The sequence below is a fragment of the Sphingomonas sp. NFX23 genome (assembly GCF_049887795.1).
GTDB lineage: Bacteria > Pseudomonadota > Alphaproteobacteria > Sphingomonadales > Sphingomonadaceae > Sphingomonas.
This window is the reverse complement of record NZ_JAGEKH010000005.1, coordinates 413,221-430,705: the sequence shown is the minus strand read 5'-3', so window position 1 is coordinate 430,705 and position 17,485 is coordinate 413,221. Positions and strand designations below refer to the sequence as shown.

The window sequence follows — 17,485 nt, the reverse complement described above, 5'->3', positions numbered from 1 at the left end:
AGCACCGCGGCTATGCCAGTACGCGAGGCGATACGGCACGGCCCGTCTACGGCGGCGGTCCTGTTCAGCAGATTTGTCCCTTCAGGCAACCGGAGTGCGCGATGCTGCGCTTAGCCGCGTGGCTTGCGCTGCCGCTGTTGCATCTGCTGCTCCATGCCATCGACGCGACCGTTGATCTGGTCGATCCGCTGACCGTTCTGCTGCGCCTGACCGGCAGCAGCCTGAGCCTGTGCCAATGCCTGGCCGGACGTGCCCTCGACGGTACGCAGGCGCCCGTCCATGCCGTCGATGCGGGTGTTCACGGTAGCGATCTGCTCCCGGACGAAGCCCTTCGTGGCGCAACCGCCAAGGCCCGTGGCGCCGACCAGGATCAGCGCGACCGTGGTAAATTTAGGAAGATTGGAACGCATATACTCACCTCTCCGAACGTGGATCGCATCATCCATCCCACGCCAGCGGCGCACGACAATCGATTTTAGTCGAGACGTGCGGCTTATACGTCGGGAACCACGCGCCGGGCTTCGCCGATATGCGCGTCGTTTTGCCAGTTTTGCGGCGTTCAGAGGTTGGCCGGTTCGCGATAAGTTGAGCGTTTGCAAGGCGATGGTAGACTAGCGGCGTATCACGACTGAGCTCGGTAAGCCGCGCGGCCCACGGTCTTCCTCACTTTGCAGCGCGGGACTGCGAGAGTGTTCGTGAGAGGCGAGTTTAGACTGTTCGCTGGAATGCGATCGGACCTGCATGTCGCGGTCGTGAACGCTGCGTCAGCGTCTGTCTCCGCCAAATCGGTCGCGGACCGATGGTCCACCTTTAGCGGTGGTAGCTCCGCGCTCGAACGCCGTTGGTGAAGCCCGCCAATCGCCTTCACCAACGGCCCGGCGCCATTACGCTTCCTGGTAATATTCCGAATATTGCTTCGAATAGTAATAATACGAACCGACTGCCTGCGAGCTGGTGTCGACCATCGTGAACATCGAGCCGACCAGGTTGGCGCCATCCGACTTCAGCCATGCGGCGGCCGAGGTGACGGCGTGCTTCGGCGTGTTGTTCCAGCGGATCACGAGAGCGACCGCATCGGCCAGGGCCGCGAGGAAGCGACCATCCGCCAGACCGACGAGCGGCGGAAGATCGAGGATGATCGTGTCGTAGCGCTCGGACAGCTGTTCGAGGATCTTCGGCATCAGGTCGTTGCCGAACAGATTCTCGGACGAGAAGAATGGCTTGTGGATGATAATCTGGTCGAGATTCTGCAACCCGCTCGGCTCGATCGCCTCGTCGAGCGTCACGTCGCCGTGCAGCAGTTCGACCAGGCCGACGCCATCCGCCTTGGTCTGCGTGATCATCCGCAACTGCGCGCGCCGAACGTCCGCATCGACGATGATCGTCCTGTCGCCGTTCATCGCCATCACGCGCGCCAGTGCCAGCGCGGTGGTGGTCTTGCCTTCGCCCGGCAGGGCCGAGGTAAGCGCGATGATCTTCGGCCGAGGCTGGCCACGGACGCCGAGCAGCGAGGCGCGGGCATTGCGCAACGCTTCGGAATATTGCGACGTCGGCTTGTCGACCACGATATCGGCAGGGTGATCCTGCCGGATATTCGGGATCGCCGCGATCAACGGCACGCCCAGCTCGCTTTCGACTTCGTCGATGCTGCGCATGCCGGTGACCAGCATTTCCTGTGTCACGATGACCGCGATGCCGACGCCGAACCCGGCGATGAGCGACAACAGGAACAGCAGCGGGCGGTTCGGCCAGCTGGGCGACTGTGGCGGCTCGGCATTGTCGATGATCTGCGCCTGCGCGATCGAGTTCTGCGCAGCCTGACGCGATTCGAGCGCCATCTGCGAAATCTTTTCGTACGCGTCGTGCTTGCCGTCGGCGTCGCGCTGGAGACTGGCCGCGATGACCGAGGCGCGGGCGTTGTTGGACTGCTTCTGCTCAAGCTGCGTCATCGATCCGCGAAGGCTCGCGGCGCGGGCGTCAGCGGCCCCGGCATCAGCGCCGAGCGACCGCACGACACGACCCATTTCCTTGTTCAGCTCGGCATCGATGCCCGCGACCTGATCGCGGACCTTGATGAAGTCCGGATGCCGTTCGCCGTACCGGCCACGTACGTCTTCCATCGTCTGCGACAAGACTGCGCGCTGACGGCGGAGATCCTGGATCGTCGCCGACTGCCGAACGTCGGAAATCGCGTCGAGCGTACCGCGGCTGACCTGCTGGCGAGCCGACTGTTCCTTGGAGCGTGCTTCGGCGGCGAAGGACTCCGCGCTAGCCAACTGGACGGAGAGCGGTGCGACCTGCTGGTCGACGATCGTTCCGGTCTGGTTCGAGGCACCGCGGACGATACCGGCCTGCGCCTGGTACTGCGCGACACGCTCGTCGGCGACGCGGATGTCGGCCGCGAGTTCGTCCATGCGCTTCTGGTACCACGCCGTCTGGCGCTCGGCGCTACCGATCTTGTTGCCGACCTTGGTATCGAGATAGCCGGTCGCGAACGCATTGGCGATGCGTGCGGCCTTGTCGGCGGATTCAGAATTGAAGCGGATCGCCATGATATAGGTCAGGCGATCGCGCGCGACGTCGAGGTGGCTGTTGACCGACCGCGCGACGACATCGAGCTTGGCCGCCGGCGACAATGCAGGCTTGCCTTCGGGGGGCGGGCCACCACTGAATTCCGGATCGTTGAGCAGGTTGAGCCGCTTGACGACGACGCGCGCCAGGTCGAGCGAGCGGATCACCGACACCTCGGTCTCGATCGCCTCACTGGCGAGCTGCGCCTGCGCATCGTTGGCGGTGCGCGCCAGCGGGTTGCGGCTCGGATCGATCTGGATGCGGGTCACGCCCTGATAGACCGGCGTGATCCGCAGCGTCAGGATGATGCCGATCGCAGCGACCACCGCGGTGATGCCAAGGAGGATCAGGATGCGCCGGCGGATGACGTCGCGCACCGTGCGGATCACGTCGCTCAACCGGGTCTCGGGCTCTGCCGCGTTCACGACCTTCATGTCAGGATTTTCCTAAGTATCTGGCGGACAGGCCGTTGTTCTTCAGTTGAGACATGGTTGCGTCCTATCGTCTGATACGGATCGAGAAACGTGCACGCAACTCGTCAAAAGGATTGCCGAGGCCGACGCCGCTCGGTTTGTTGGATCCGTAGCCGATGTTCGCATCGAGACCGAGCCATCGCGTGATCTGGTAGCGGCTGCCGACTTCCGCGCGATAGACTTGCGTGGAACTCGACCGCTCCGGATACTCGCGCTTGCTAACTTCGCCGCCGACCGTGACGATCAGATTGTACAGAAGTTCGTGATCGACCGTGACTCGGATCCGGTTGTCCCAGGAACTACCCGCGTTGGACAAGTCGACGTCGATCAACCGGCGTTGCAGGAGAATGCCGACCGTCGTCAGTTCGCTCGGAAACCAGTCCGCGCGTGCCTCGACCGACAGGCCGCTCGTCGTGCGATACGTCTGGCTCGCGTCGAACTTGCGATAACTATAGCCGATACCGACGGTGCCGCGCGCGACGCCGGCGATATCGAAATTCGATCCGAACACGCCGCGATAACCGTTCGAATCGCGGTTGGGTGCGCCGAACGCCTGCGCCAGACCGTAGTTGTTCCGGTCGGCCTCGAGCCGCGCGTAGAGCGACAAGCTGGGGCTGAAACCGAGTTCATACGTGCCGGTGCCGGCATAGGTGACGCGATCGCGATACCGCTGGTCGCGGATCAACCCGTCCGCAAAGCGCACCGAACTGAATTCGTACGAGGTGCGATCGATCGTCCCGATCACGCGCGACCGGCCGGAATCGTACGACGTCCGGGTCCCCAGGAACGTGCGCAGATACCGCGACGGCTCGATCAGATTCGCGACGACGTCGGCGGAGAACGGCGACTCGTACGTTCGGTCTGCCTGTGCGTCGAGCCGCACCGTCAGGTCGCGCGTCACGTCGATGCGACCGCTGCCCTGGACGTTCCACGCATCCTGATTGCGGATGGTCTGCTTGGCGAAACGCCGGATGTCCGCAGCGCCGGTAAGCCGCAACTGATGCACCGACCAGTCGGACGCCACGTTCACATACGGTTCGAACGACGTGTAGACGTCGGACTTCTTGTTCGTATTGTCGTTGAAGATGTTGTCGCTGTAACCGATCGACGTGTTCAGCTGCGGGTTTACGATAAAACTGCCCAGCCGGACGCCCAGCGCGTCGTATTCGGGCCGCCCACGTTCGACGACACCTACATTGTGACCGCGATCATAGTCGTCACCGCTGGTTGTCGCTGGCGGGAGCAACAGGCTGCTGGTCTGCGCGGCGGCAACGGCCGGGGTAAGCGCGGACGCTGCGATCAGTGTACCGCGAAGCCACAGCGCGGCTGTCCGGTGCCTCGACGCGGCGCGCGTCTGCGTGATGCTGCGTACCCCCGTCATATCGTCCGCGTCCCAGGTCCGGCTCGTCGAAAACAAGCGATAGCGTATCGACCGGCCTGACCGGATCGTGCTCGGTATCAGAAAAACCGCTCCGTCAGGCGGATCGTGTCGCCCGGATAGATTCGCAGGTTGGGCGTCAGGACATATTCCTGTTCATATTGATCACCGAACCGGCGGATGCGGACGGTCGCCTTGCGCGCGCGGGGCGTATAGCCCTGTGCCGTGGCGATCGCATTCAAAGCGGTCAGCCCGCTCAGATAGGGATATTGGCCGGGCGAGCGGACTTCGCCGAGGATGAAGAACGGGCGGTAGGTCGCCACTTCCATGTTCACGCGCGGATCGCGCAGATAGCCATCGGACAGGCGCGCCTGCACCTCCTGCGTGACACGCTCGATCGGCTTGCCCGCGACCTGCACGTTGCCGATCAGCGGCAGCGAGATCTCGCCGTCGCTGCTGACCGAGAAGTCGCCGCTCAATTGCGGTTCATTGTAAACAATGACGCGAATCTTGTCGCCAGCGCCTAGTTTGTAGATGTCGTCGCTCGCTGCGCCCTCGGCATAGCGTTCACCGCTCGAAATAGGGGGCGGGCCGGATTTCGAACATCCGGCAAGCGCAAAGGCGGCTAGCAAGACAAAAGCCGCTCTATTTTTCACGCAAACCCCCATTTACACTGTCAGTTCTTGGCTAACATGCCGACAATAAAGCATCAAGGTAATTTGTTGCATCGCGGTATCTATCGGAGACCGGGTCTGTCGGGCTCACCGGCCCGTTTGCCGGAGAGAAAATGCCGTAGTTGTCGGATCTTGGAGGTCTTGGCGGGCTGATGAACGATCTCCGCCAATTGCTCGACAAACGCATCCGAGGCGATGGTATTGAGCGTCGGATACGCAGTCAGGTCATCGACCCGCTCGAGCAGCGCGCGCAGTTCGACTTCCGTGTCCGCGGGGTAGATGCCGGGGCGATCGCCAAATTGCCGCAGGGTCGCGAACTGGTGGCCGTTGCGATGTTCGCCCAGCTTGTGGTTTCGCGGCATCACGATGATCGGCTTGCCGAATTCCATCGCGGTGATGATCGATCCCATGCCGGCATGGCAAACCATCACGCGACACTCCTTCTGCAGATCGCGGAAGACGTCGTAGGCGACGTGCGCGAAGCTCTTCAGGGCGACCGGGCGATAGCGGGTCGGCCCTACCTGCGCGATCACATCGGAGCGACCATGGTCGACCGCCCATCCGTCGACCGCGCGGATCAGGCGATCGAAAGGCAATTGCGTACCGACGGACACTAGGATCACAGGATTTGCCCTAGGTAACGCAGCGACGGGTTCTCGTCGGCGAGATGTTGCCACTGCGCGATTCGCAGATCGGCGAACGGCTTCACGAGGCGCCCCGACAGCGACAATGTTTCGCTGTTGGCGATGCTGTCGATCCAGATCGTTCGTGCGCCAAACATCTTGGCGATCATCAGCGCCAGCGCGCCCGGTGCGGCACCGGTCGACACGACCAGGTCTGGATCGAACGCGCGGAAGACTCGCAGCAAGCCAAGCAGGGTAGGTGCCATCGCCCACGCCGAATCCCGCGCGGTGTCGGCGATTTCAAGAACCTCGCGGTCGCCGAGCGGGGGCGTCATGCCTTTGGACGTGCTGACGAATTGGCAGTCGGCGCCGACGAACGCCGCGCGAAGACGGTGAAGTTCGATCCAATGCCCACCGGCCGAGGCGACAAGCAGGACGCGCATTGGGGTGCCGCTATCCGGATTTACCGGGAAGCGCAAATGATCGATCGATGCAACGGGTGTATTCGTTCGCCGCGGCGTAGATTCCGCTGAGGATGTGGCAGTATCGCTGTCATTGCCCGGGTTCACGAAGAACCGCTCGGGCAGGGAACGGGCTGACGTTGATCCGACCTCAGCCACTTTGTCGCGTCCCCATCTTGCGCCACCAGTCCATCGGGATCATGCTCGACTTGGTGCATACCGTCCGTGACTGGCGCTCTTCAATTATCGGCCAGCCCATGGGATGTGCAGTGCTCCACTATCGCAGACTTTGATATTCCAGCAATCGAACCAATTGATCGCAATGGCATATTCAAGTTAGATCGCCGCGCTTCCCCCACGACCTTGCGGGAAACGCTATACCGGAGATGTTGCGTTGCCAAGCACCGATTCTGGTGACCGAATATATGCCATCGGTGACATCCACGGCCGATACGACCTTCTCCAGATGTTGATCGCGCGGATCGGCGAGCATTCTGCAAGCTTGCCGCCGGCCCGCTCGCTCTACGTGGTTTTGATCGGAGACGTCGTCGATCGGGGACCGCAAAGCGCCGAGGTGCTGGCGATGCTTTATGGTCTCCAGCGCCAGAACAGCCGCGTCATCGTCCTGCTCGGTAATCATGAAGAGGCGATGCTTCAGGCGCTCGACGGCGATCCGGACGCATTGCGGCGATGGCTCGCGGTGGGCGGCGATGCGACGCTCGCCAGCTTCGGCATCGCGCCGCTGCGCATCGACGACGACCCACGCGACTATATGAACGGCGCGCGCCGCGCGATCCCGCGGCAATGGCTAGCCTGGCTTCGTCAATTGCCGCTCAGCGTCCAGTCCGGAGACTATTACTTCGTCCATGCGGGTGTTCGTCCCGGTGTCGCGCTTGCGCGGCAGGTACGCGACGACATGCTGTGGATCCGTGGCGAGTTCCTTCGGTCCGAACGCGACTTCGGCGCGGTCGTCGTCCACGGACATAGCATTACCCCCGATGTCGATGTCCGCGAGAACCGGATTGGTATCGATACCGGTGCGTATCGAACAGGCGTTCTCAGTGCGATCTACTTGGAAGGTGAAAAAAGGGACATACTTGCTGTCTCGTTGCCAATGTGAACTCGTGAGAGTGAGCAACTGCAGCAAATTGTAAAAAACAAACGGGCCTATTGTAAGGAACATGCAATTTAGGCAATTGATCCAGGTTAGTGGTGCGATCCCTGTACTTGACTCTTCTGCCAGCACGTGAGTAACTGAAGTATAGGCGCGGAACCGCCGTATTCAGGGGTCGGAAATCATGTTCAAAAAGATCATTCTTGGAGCGGCGCTCGCTAGCCAGGCTTTCATCGGTACCGCGTATGCAGCACCGGCGCGTCCGCAAGCAGTTAGCTTCGACAGCGTAAAGATGGTCGATGCCGCCGGTTCGCCGATGCGCATCGGAACGTCGGCTAAGCGCAAGAATGATCTTGCTGGCGCGCCATTCCTGCTGCCGCTGCTCGGTGTCGTTGCCCTGGTTGCAGTGGTTGCGGTCGTTGCCAGCGGTGGTGACGACGACTCCAGCCCGAACTGATCGGCTGATGCTGCCTCGCTAGGCACGCGATCGCGAGAGTTATTGAGGCGAAGCATTCGAACGAGTGCTTCGCCTTTATCTTTTTTGTGCCTTTCAGTGGTTTTCGATCCACGGTCGCGTTCGGTAACGTCAAAAGCGTCCGGGTGGCGACGTCGACGACTTACCGACTGGTGGCGTGATCTTCGCCAACTGCCGTTGATCGACGAATCGGCATGATCGTCCTGGCCGAGCGCGACGATCGATCGCCTGGCTGGCTCACCTGCCTGTCCCAGTCCTTATCGAAGCGGTCCACCGATGGCTTTACGTAACGTACGATCGCTGACGGCAGGCGCGGGATCGCATGACCCGGTGGACGCCATCGTCAAGCCGTGCCGCAGCGAGCATCATCGCTACGGTGCGTGGGGGCGTTCCGCATGAGCGGCATGAACGAGCGTCGCGGCTCTCGAAGAGAGAGTGGCCGGTCCGGCGGGCGGTCGAGCGGACGGTCTCGCACTCATAGGTTCGGTTTGTCGGCGCCATGGCGGCGCCATGCGCCGTTGATGGCGTTCCTGATCGTCCTGCTGTTCGGCGGGGGCGCGGGCACTGGCTATCCGCTGATCGAACTCGCCGCGCAAATTCTGGCACTTGTTCTGATCGTCCGCGCCGCGCGTCCGACACCCTCCGAAATCAATACGCTTGCGTCCGCGACCACCGCTACGAGATCGGCCGCACTGAGCCGCTTCCTGCTGGTGTTCGCCGCTGCGGCGCTCCTGCTGGTGGCGCAACTGGTGCCGCTGCCAGCGAGCTGGTGGCATGGCCTGCCGGCGCGCGAGACGGCGGTGCAGGTCTACACGCTGCTCGGCTGGACGACGCGGTGGCACGCCTTCAGCATGACGCCCGATACGACGTTTACCGCGTTGCTCACGTTGCTCGTGCCGCTGGCCGCGATGCTGACGGTGGCGGGACTTCCACTCCAGTCGCGCGTGACGATGCTGAGGCTGATCGTCATCGCCGCAGTGATCTCGACGGTGCTCGCCGCGTTGCAGGTCGCGGCCGGCGGCAGCGCGCCGGTCCTCTACGAAACCGCGCATCGCGGATTCGGCGTCGGGTTCTTCGTCAACCGCAATCATCAGGCGACGTTCCTGCTGGTGTCGATCGTCTTCGCGGCGGTGCCGGGCGTGATGGGCACGGGCGCGGCGCGTCGGCTCGGGATGCTCGGTATCATCGGCTTCCTGTCGCTCGGCATTCTCGCGACCAGTTCGCGCACCGCGTTGCTGTTGCTACCGATCTCCCTGATCGTCGCATTCGCCCTGGTCGGCGACGTCCGGCGCACCGGCAAGTCGGTCGCCGCGGCCGCCGCGCTCTATGTCGTCGGCGGTCTCCTGTTGTCGCGCACCGATCTGGTGCAGCGCCTGTTCGCCCGCTTCACCACGGTCGCCGAAGAGCTGCGCTATCAATATTGGGAGAACTCACTCTACATCGTCCGCGAGACGTTCCCGTTCGGCACCGGATTCGGCAGCTTCGAACGAGTCTATCGCAGCGTCGAACCGCTCGGGCAGGTCTCGCCGCTGAGCGTCAATCACGCGCACAATGATTTCCTCGAACTCGTCCTCGAAGGGGGGCTGCCCGCAGCGATCCTGATCGCGGCAGGGCTGATCGTGCTGATCGTCGCGCTCGTATCGAGTTGGCGCCACGCAGGTGATCGCGGCGCGAGCGACCGGCAGAGCGGCGATCGCCACGCCGGCACGCGTCAGGAGCGCGCGACACTGGTCGCGGGCGGGGCGGCGATCGCGCTGATCCTGCTGTTCTCGCTGGTCGACTACCCGCTGCGCATGGCGGGAATCGCAGGCCTGTTCGGCGCCGCGCTCGGCCTGATCGCCGCGGTCGGTCGTCCGCAGTCCCGCACGACCGCGTCCTTCGCCTGGACGTCCTCGACCATAGCGATCACGATCGTCGCGGCCATTGTCGGGTTGGCGGCGAGTGGCGATGCGGCGGGTCGCTTCCTGACGTTGCGAGGCCAGCCCGCGGCCGCGACGGCGGTCTCGCCATGGTCGGCCAGCGCCTGGTCCGCGCTTGCCAATGTCGAGCAACTCGCCAGCCAGCCAGCCGCGGCACGCGCTGCTGCGGCCCGTGCGCTGGCGATCGACCCGATCGACGCGGGGGCAGTCCGCGCGCACGGCTATGCCGATCTCGCGCTCGACCAGCCGGTTCGCGGCAGCGCGTTGCTACAGGCGGGCGCGGCGCTGGGCTGGCGCGATACGTTGATGCAATTGTGGCTGGCGGAGCGCGCGCTGGAAGTCGGCAGCACGGGTGTCGCCGCGGAGCGCATCGACGCACTGTTGCGCCGCGCGCAGCTGCCCGACGCGCTGATGCCCCAGATGCGCCGGACCTATCTGTCGCCCGGCGGCGTCGACGCCGTCGTCGCGCGCCTCGGCGATGCGCCCAAATGGCGGCAGGGGTTCTTCAACCTGATCGCCAAGGACGCTGCCGAATCGGTGCCGCGCACGCTCGAGTTTCTCGGCAAGCTGCAGAAGACGGGCGTCGCCGCGACTCCGCTGGAAACCACGCTGATCCGCTGGCAGCTCGGTGACAGGGGCGACGTGGCCGGCGCGCGTCGGGTCTGGCTCGCGAGCGGTGGCCGCGGGCTGGTCGCGGATGGCGGGTTCGAGGCGTTGCCGTCACCACTGCCGGGTGGGGTCATCCCCTATGCCTGGGGCGCGCCGAGCTTGCCGGGCGTACGCGTGATCCCGGCGGATCGCGGCGCGGACGGCAGCGGCCACGCACTGCAGATCGTCTCGGACGGCCTGTCGAGCGGCACCGCGCTGGCGCAGGCGATCACATTGCCGCCGGGCCGCTGGCGGGTGAGCGCGATGGTTCGCGGTGCCGACGTTCCGGCCACGCTTTCGCTGACATGCGCCGGTCGACCGGCCACGATCTCGACCGACGCCATCGCGCTCGACGGGCCAGGGGCGGGCTGGCGACAGATGGCTGGTGCCGTCACGGTCGGAACCGGCTGTCCGGTGCAGATCCTGGGTCTCAACCTCCGCGAGCGTGGTGGTCAGCCCGGCGTGTTCTGGATCGATTCGGTCCGCATCGCCGCCGCGGCAGGGCAGTGACGTCGTGCAGGTGCCGGTAACACAGGTTAGACGCTTGACCGAGTGCACCGGGTAGTGCGAGGGTTCGTCATTCCAAAGGGGCAAGATCAACGGATGCGAGCGACCTTGATAGGGGTGGTCGCGCTGAGCGCCATGCTCGGCGCGTGCGCCGACGATAATGTCGGCCCTAACCTCCGAACCGGCGAAGCCGCGTATGAGACGATCCCGGCGCCGGTGGGTGAGCCACGGGTGCAGGATTATCGTATCGGCGCGCTCGATACGCTGGACATCGTCGTGTTCCAAGAAGCCGACATCTCGACCCGCGGCGTCGTCGTCGATGCCGCCGGCGTCATATCGATGCCGTTGATCGGACGGATCCAGGCCGCCGGCAACACCAGCACGCAGCTCGCCGACCTGCTCGCCGCGAAGCTGGCCGAGCGGTTCTACGTCAATCCGCAAGTCACGGTCACCGTCGCCAGTTCGGTCGCGCAGCGTGTCACCGTGCAGGGCGACGTCAAGGAGCCGGGCATCTATCCGATCTCCGGGCCGACCACGCTGCTCGACACGATCGCGCTCGCCAAGGGTGAGAGCGAGGACGCGTCGTTGCGCGAGGTGATCGTGATCCGTTACATCGACGGCAAGCGGATGGGCGCGGTGTTCGATCTGAAGCGGATCCGCCGCGGTGACGATGCCGATCCCGCGATCGCGGCTCGCGACACGATCATCGTCGGCCATTCGACGGGCAAATCGGCCTGGCATGATATCCTGCGCGCGGCACCGTTGCTCGCGGGCTTCGGCGTCTTCGCGCAATTCTAAGATCACAGGAAGAGAACTGACTCATGGGGAGTGTCGACGTCTCTCAGGGCGCTCTCACGCCGAACGACCGGCGGAACTTCGGTTCGGCCCCTGGGTCGAATTTCGCCGAGCGCGAGGACTTTTCCGTGCCTGAGGGCGAGGGGGACGAACCGGCGATCGATCTTCGCGCAGTCTGGGCGACGATCTTCCGCAATCGCTACATGATGATCGCGATTGTCGGCGTCGCGCTGATGCTCGGCATCGCCTCCGCGTTGCTGATGCCGCGCAAGTATACGGCGCAGTCGAGCATCCAGATCGACCAGCAGGTCGCCAAGGTTCTCGGCACCGAGGATTCGGAGCCGCAGGTCGCCGGCAGTGACGCCGATCGCTTCCTCCAGACGCAGGCGGACGTGCTCAACAGCCGGGCGATCGCGCGCCGCGTTTCGGACAGCCTCGCGCTGAGTGCGAACGACGACTTCCTCAAGCGGATGACCGGCGCGCGCCAGATCGAGATCAAGCCGGGCGATGCCAGCCTTGCCGACCAGGTCGTCGACGTCCTGCAAAAGAACCTGACGATCGACCTTCGCCGCAACTCGCGCGTCGTCCACATCATCTTCACCAGCCGCGACCCCGCGCTCGCCGCCGAAATCGCCAACAGCTACGCGACCAACTTCATCGAGGGGAACATCCAGCGGAAATTCTCCGCGTCGTCCTATTCCCGCCGGTTCCTCCAGAACCAGCTCGGCCTCGCCAAGACCCGCCTCGAAGGATCGGAGCGCGACCTGATCGCCTATGCCCGGTCCGCGCGGTTGATCGATGCCAGCGCGGGCGCGCGCCAGCAGGAAGCGGACAACGCGCCGCGCTCGCTCGTCACCGCCAACCTCATCCAGCTCAACGCCGATTCGGCGACGTCGGAGGCCAACCGCCTGCGGACGCGTGCGCGGTGGGAACAGGCGCGTCGTGCGCCGCTGATGTCGTTGCCCGAAGTGCAGGCGAACGAGGCGGTCCAGCGCCTGTCGCAGAAGCGCGCGGAAGATATCGCCAGTCTCAGCGAAGTCCGCCGCCGCCTGAAGCCGGATCATCCGGTCGTGATCCAGGCGCTTGCCGAAATCGCCACGCTCGACCAGCAGATCCGCCAGCTTGCGGAGGTGACGCGCAAGTCGATCGAGAACCAGTATCTGACCGCCGAACGCCAGAACCGCGCGCTCATCCAGCAGGTTACCGCGCTCCAGGGCGCCACGCTCGCCGAACAGGGCCGCAGCGTTCGCTACAATATCCTGCGCCGCGAGGTGGATACCAACCGCCAGCTCTACGAGGGCCTGCTCCAGCGCTACAAGGAAGTCAGCGCCGAGGCGGGGATCACGACCAACAACGTCTCCAGCGTCGATACTGCCGAGCAGCCCCGTCGTCCGACGTCGCCGCGGCCGCTGTTGAACGTCGCGCTCGCGCTGATCGCCGGGCTCGCGCTGGCGATGCTGTATGCGTTCGGTCGCGACTATCTCGACGATTCGATCCGCGATCCGCAGGATGTCGAGCAGAAGCTGCACATCCCGCTGCTCGGCGTCGTGCCCGACACGCGGGGCGATTCGCCGCTCGACGCGCTCAACAATCCGAAGTCGGAGATCGCCGAGGCGTATCACGCGATCCGGACGTCGATCGAGCTATCGTCGAACCAGGGTCCGCCGCGGTCGATCTTGGTCACCGGCAGCAGCAAGTCGGAAGGCAAGTCGACCACCTCGTTCGCGCTCGCGCGCGACTTCGCCGGGCTCGGCCGCCGCGTCCTGCTGGTCGATGCCGACCTGCGGCGCCCGTCGCTGCACCGGACGCTGGGAATCACCTTGCCCGAGATCGGTCTTTCGTCGGTCCTCGCGCGGATGACAGAACGCGGCGCGTCGATCCTGCCGACCGCGTTCCCCGGGCTCAGCTTCCTGCCGAGCGGACGACTGCCACCGGATCCCGCGACCCTGTTCGCGGGGACCGCGATGCAGGATCTGCTCGCCGCGCTGGAAGCGGATTACGACGTCGTGATCGTCGACGGTCCGCCGGTCCTTGCACTCGCCGATGCGGCACAGTTGACGGCCGCCGCACAGGCCACCGTGTTCGTCGCCGAAGCCTCGAGCGCGCATTTCGGCCAGGCCCGCAACGCCGTGTCCCGCCTTCTCCGCGCCGGCGGCACCGTGATCGGCTGCGTCATGACCAAGTACAACGCCAAGAAGGCGGGCTTCGGCCAGTCCTACGATTACTACCGCTATCGCTACGACGACGCGTCGAAATAAGCCGAACCGCTGCTCCGGCTTGGGCCGGAGCAGCTAGCGCACGTCAGGGTTTGCCGCTCCGAGACGGGGCAGGCGGCGTCCCGCGCGCGCCGCTACCGCAGGCATAGCGAATCTTCAGTGCGACGACGACGACCGAGGCCGCTTCGCCCGACAGGTCGGAGGGCTTGTCGCGCAGATAGTCGATGAACGCCTGGCGCAAATCGCCTTGTGGGACATGCCGGGGCACGCAGAATTCGCGCTGGTTCAGCCACGCCTCGTACGCGCGGACCGTGTCATGCACGCCGGTGATATAGGCGAAGCAATAGGACGCGTCGGCCGGCACGTTGGACAAACAGCGCTGCCGCAACTGCCCAGCGCTGAACAATCCCCCGGCGAGCGGCCCCGCGGATACTTGCGAGGTCGATGCTTGCGGGGCGGCAGCCTGCGGCACCGCCCCATTGGGTTTCTGGGACTGGACCAACAGCGGCGCGGCGAGCAGCAGGACGAGGGGCATGACCATGATCGCCCGTCGTTACGCGCTGGCGCGGTGCGCTTCAATTCACTAACACCCGACGAAGCAATGGCTCTTCTCGACCTTATCCGGCGACAGGCGCCCGCGTCGCACGAGCCGGCGCCCTCGACGCTGATCCTTGATCCGAACACCGTTTCGTCGTTGCCGCCGGTGCGTCGGTTTCACCTGGGCGTGATCGTGCCCGCCCTGCTGGCGCTGATCCTGATCGGCGGATCGATCATTGTCGCAGTCGTCAGCCTCGGGACGCCGCCGGACAAGACGTTCGACGCGACCGGCGGCACGCGCTGGGCGAGCACGGCGCGAATCGAGGCACCGTTTGCACCCAAGACGATGCGGCCGCTGACGCCCGAGCAGGCGGTTGCCTGGAACGCCGCCGCGCCGACCGTGGCGAAGCGCGTCGAATCCGCGTCCACCTTTGCGCTGCGGACCGGCAAGGCGGAGGACTATAGCCGTTCGCTGCAATGCCTGACGATGGCGGTCTATTACGAGGCGGGCAGCGAATCGGACGATGGCGAGCGCGCGGTGGCGCAGGTCATCCTCAACCGCGTCCGCCATCCCGCCTATCCCAAGACGGTGTGCGGTGTCGTCCTCGACGGATCGCAACGCAGGACCGGCTGCCAGTTCACCTTCGTCTGCGACGGCGCGCTGGGCCGGTTACCGTCGCAGAAGGGCTGGCTGCGCGCCTCGCGGATCGCGACGTCGGCACTGGGCGGCGCGGTGTTCGCGCCGGTGGGCTGGGCGACGCATTATCACGCCAATTATGTCGTGCCGTATTGGGCATCGAGCCTGGAAAAGGTCGCGGCGATCGGCGCGCACATCTTCTACCGCTGGAACGGCCCGGCCGGACGCGGTGGCGCATTCCGCGGCGTCTATGCGGGTAACGAACCGGCAATGACGCTGCCCGCAACCGTCGCTGCCCCGACGGCGACGGATGCAGCGGCGACGGTGGCCACCGCATCCGGCGCGGTCGCCCCGAGCGAGCGGCCCGTCCTCAGCGGCTATCGCGCCAGCCTGCCCGACGATTCCCCGGTGCCGACCGTCAGCCTTGGCGAACGGCGGGTGCTGCCGCGTGGTCCCGAAGTCGGCGACACCAGCGCTTCGCCGCCGACTCCAGAGCGCCGCGTCCTGCCGGTATCGCCTACCGCCAACTGACCTCAGGGGGCGACGAGTTCGGCCCTGGACGGGCGCCGTCCACGCAACGCTTCCGCGATCGGCAGCTCGATCAACCGCCATGACAGCCACCCCACGCCGAAGCACACTGCACAGGCGACGACCGCCATCGCGAGCAGCGCCGGTAGGCCGTATGCAACGATCGATACGGTTGCCGACGCGAACGCGCCCAGCACGAAGCTGTGCGTGAGATAGATGCTGTAGGACGCGTTGCCGAACGCACGCGAGAAGGCCGCGAACCCGTCCGACCGCCGCGTCGTCGCGGGCGTCGTGAGCACGGTTACGGCCACCGCTCCTGCGATCGCCGCCATTGCGACGATCTGGCTCGGGTCGATAGTGGCGACTCCCAGCGCGGCCACGGCGACGACCGCGATGACCGACATCGGCAGCACCGGCAGGCGGTCGCCGATCCGGTGGCGGACGAGCGCGATCACGATCCCGATCGCGAAATAGGCCATGATCGGCCGCGTGAAGACATAGGCGGCGATCGATACTCCAACCTGGTCGCGTGGCGCATCGATGCCGGTCCCCACCGCGACGAGCAGCCCCAGCACCGTCAGCACGAGGAACGCGCCGCGCCGCGCCAGCACTGCGAGGCCCGCCGCGAACAGCAGGTAGAAGAACATCTCGTAATGCAGCGTCCACCCCAGCTCGTAGATCGGCTGGATCAAACCGTTGGCGCCGCGGTGGGGGATGAACGCGAACGACAACAGGAATTCGGCCACGTTCGGCAGGCGCGCCGCGACAATGGTCCGTGCGCCCATCGCCTGCGCCAGCCAGCCGAACGCCACGATCATCAGCATCGTCAGATAATAGAGTGGCGCGACCCGCAGGAACCGGTTGCGCAGGAACGACCAGCCCGATGGCGGCGGCCGGTCCTCCCGAAGCGCGATATAGACCATGATGAAGCCGCTGATCGCGAAGAAGGTGGCGACGCCGGTCTGGCCGAGCCGAGTCGTGAAATCGGGAAGGTCGTGGATGATCGCACCGCGCCGGACATAGCGCTCCAGCAAATGCTCGACGACGACACCCGACGCCGCCAGTCCGCGCAGCAGCTGGAGCGGCGCTATCTGGTCGCGGTCCAGCGCCGCATCGCGCGAGATCAGCCGCGAAACCAGCGGCACGCGCGCGCCAATCACGCCAGCCGCAGCATGACGATGGTCGCGTTCAGCGCGAACCCCAGCGCGACGCTCTTGATCATCTCGCGCGGCGTCACCGGCAAATTGGCGTTGATGATCGCCGCCACCAGCGAGGTCGACGCCGCGAACAGCAGCAGCGACCACCAGCTCGGCCAGGTCGCGTTCTTCACATGCGCCCAGTCGGTGATCAGCGGCAGCAGCACCATCAGGAAATGCCCGAAGCACGCCGCCAGCCAGTGCGACAGGAACCGCGGCAGGCTTTCGCCCAGTTCGAGATGCGGATCACCGCTCATCGACGATGCTCCGTTCGTCCTGTTCGGCATGCGCCACCAGCGTCCCGATCAGGATCTCGTAATAGGCGGCGGCATTCGCCTCGATCTCGTCGTCGGGATCCGCCTGCGTCGCGCCGGCCTGTCCAGCCGCCGCCCGCGCCGCGCGGATCTGCCATTCGGCCATGTCGCGCCAGGTCGCCACGTCGCGCGCGGCGATCGCCTGTTGCGCAAGCCCGATCAGGATGACGAACGCGCCCAGCACCGCGACCGCGACCGCCAGATAATAACCATGTGCCCAGATCGCGCGCAGCCAGAAGCCGTAGATGACCGTGACGATCACCACGATCAGCGCCACCAGGCAGATCGCATCGATCAGTCGACCGATCCGCTTGGGCCACCGCGATTGGTTGAGGCCATGGTGAAGGGGGTCGGGCACGTCGCGATCCTGTCAGAGAAGATCCGGATCGGCAACCGACCGGAGGTGCTTCGCAAGCGAC

The 17,485-nt window shown here is 65.1% G+C and carries 16 protein-coding genes; 6 read left to right on the top strand and 10 right to left on the bottom strand.

Annotated features, from left to right (window positions below; translation table 11 throughout):
• Positions 1-110: 110 nt before the first annotated feature.
• The 6 genes from J4O76_RS15670 to J4O76_RS15645 form a co-directional block, all read right to left on the bottom strand.
• Positions 111-410 (bottom strand): hypothetical protein, encoded by a 300-nt coding sequence (locus tag J4O76_RS15670; RefSeq protein ID WP_056061514.1) that lies wholly within the window; start codon positions 408-410, stop codon positions 111-113.
• Positions 411-884: 474 nt separating this feature from the next.
• The gene (locus J4O76_RS15665; RefSeq protein ID WP_426282777.1) at positions 885-3,005 is read right to left on the bottom strand and encodes a GumC family protein; all 2,121 of its coding nucleotides are present in this window, start codon (positions 3,003-3,005) and stop codon (positions 885-887) included.
• A 64-nt stretch (positions 3,006-3,069) separates the two neighbouring features.
• The gene (locus J4O76_RS15660) at positions 3,070-4,461 is read right to left on the bottom strand and encodes an outer membrane beta-barrel protein (RefSeq protein WP_426282776.1); all 1,392 of its coding nucleotides are present in this window, start codon (positions 4,459-4,461) and stop codon (positions 3,070-3,072) included.
• A 41-nt stretch (positions 4,462-4,502) separates the two neighbouring features.
• Positions 4,503-5,078: a polysaccharide biosynthesis/export family protein gene (locus J4O76_RS15655; protein WP_426282775.1), complete on the bottom strand. Its 576-nt coding sequence runs from the start codon at positions 5,076-5,078 to the stop codon at positions 4,503-4,505.
• A gap of 80 nt (positions 5,079-5,158) precedes the next feature.
• Positions 5,159-5,719 carry a glycosyltransferase gene (locus tag J4O76_RS15650; protein ID WP_426282774.1) on the bottom strand — a complete coding sequence of 187 codons (561 nt, stop codon included), beginning with the start codon at positions 5,717-5,719 and terminating at the stop codon, positions 5,159-5,161.
• On the bottom strand, positions 5,716-6,162 hold the full coding sequence (locus J4O76_RS15645; RefSeq protein WP_056061499.1) for a hypothetical protein: 447 nt from the start codon (positions 6,160-6,162) through the stop codon (positions 5,716-5,718). Before J4O76_RS15645 ends, J4O76_RS15650 begins: the two co-directional genes overlap by 4 nt.
• Before the next feature lie 412 nt (positions 6,163-6,574).
• On the opposite strand from J4O76_RS15645, the gene J4O76_RS15640 reads away from it, so the two are divergent.
• The 5 genes from J4O76_RS15640 (at position 6,575) to J4O76_RS15620 (ending at position 13,896) form a co-directional block, all read left to right on the top strand.
• Positions 6,575-7,300, top strand: coding sequence for a metallophosphoesterase family protein (locus J4O76_RS15640; RefSeq protein ID WP_426282773.1), 726 nt, complete (start codon positions 6,575-6,577; stop codon positions 7,298-7,300).
• 178 nt (positions 7,301-7,478) lie between these two features.
• Complete coding sequence (locus J4O76_RS15635) at positions 7,479-7,751, top strand: hypothetical protein (protein ID WP_136189106.1); 273 nt, start codon at positions 7,479-7,481, stop codon at positions 7,749-7,751.
• A gap of 539 nt (positions 7,752-8,290) precedes the next feature.
• Positions 8,291-10,846 carry an O-antigen ligase family protein gene (locus J4O76_RS15630; protein ID WP_426282772.1) on the top strand — a complete coding sequence of 852 codons (2,556 nt, stop codon included), beginning with the start codon at positions 8,291-8,293 and terminating at the stop codon, positions 10,844-10,846.
• A 93-nt stretch (positions 10,847-10,939) separates the two neighbouring features.
• Positions 10,940-11,641: a polysaccharide biosynthesis/export family protein gene (locus J4O76_RS15625; protein ID WP_107951814.1), complete on the top strand. Its 702-nt coding sequence runs from the start codon at positions 10,940-10,942 to the stop codon at positions 11,639-11,641.
• A gap of 23 nt (positions 11,642-11,664) precedes the next feature.
• On the top strand, positions 11,665-13,896 hold the full coding sequence (locus J4O76_RS15620; protein ID WP_426282771.1) for a GumC family protein: 2,232 nt from the start codon (positions 11,665-11,667) through the stop codon (positions 13,894-13,896).
• Between the two features lie 43 nt (positions 13,897-13,939).
• Here the strand turns inward: J4O76_RS15620 and J4O76_RS15615 are convergent, their stop codons facing one another.
• Positions 13,940-14,395, bottom strand: a complete 456-nt coding sequence (locus J4O76_RS15615; protein ID WP_426282770.1) for a Rap1a/Tai family immunity protein — start codon at positions 14,393-14,395, stop codon at positions 13,940-13,942.
• A 60-nt stretch (positions 14,396-14,455) separates the two neighbouring features.
• On the opposite strand from J4O76_RS15615, the gene J4O76_RS15610 reads away from it, so the two are divergent.
• On the top strand, positions 14,456-15,559 hold the full coding sequence (locus tag J4O76_RS15610) for a cell wall hydrolase (protein WP_426282769.1): 1,104 nt from the start codon (positions 14,456-14,458) through the stop codon (positions 15,557-15,559).
• A gap of 2 nt (positions 15,560-15,561) precedes the next feature.
• Here J4O76_RS15610 and J4O76_RS15605 read toward each other — a convergent pair whose 3' ends face one another.
• The 3 genes from J4O76_RS15605 to J4O76_RS15595 are packed head-to-tail and all read right to left on the bottom strand — an operon-like array spanning position 15,562 to position 17,424.
• Positions 15,562-16,701 carry an acyltransferase family protein gene (locus J4O76_RS15605; protein ID WP_426282768.1) on the bottom strand — a complete coding sequence of 380 codons (1,140 nt, stop codon included), beginning with the start codon at positions 16,699-16,701 and terminating at the stop codon, positions 15,562-15,564.
• Between the two features lie 11 nt (positions 16,702-16,712).
• Entirely contained in the window at positions 16,713-17,009 is a 297-nt protein-coding gene (locus J4O76_RS15600) for a hypothetical protein (RefSeq protein WP_056061473.1), read from the bottom strand.
• Complete coding sequence (locus J4O76_RS15595) at positions 16,999-17,424, bottom strand: hypothetical protein (protein ID WP_426282767.1); 426 nt, start codon at positions 17,422-17,424, stop codon at positions 16,999-17,001. The genes J4O76_RS15600 and J4O76_RS15595 overlap by 11 nt, the downstream gene beginning before the upstream one ends.
• Positions 17,425-17,485: the final 61 nt, after the last annotated feature.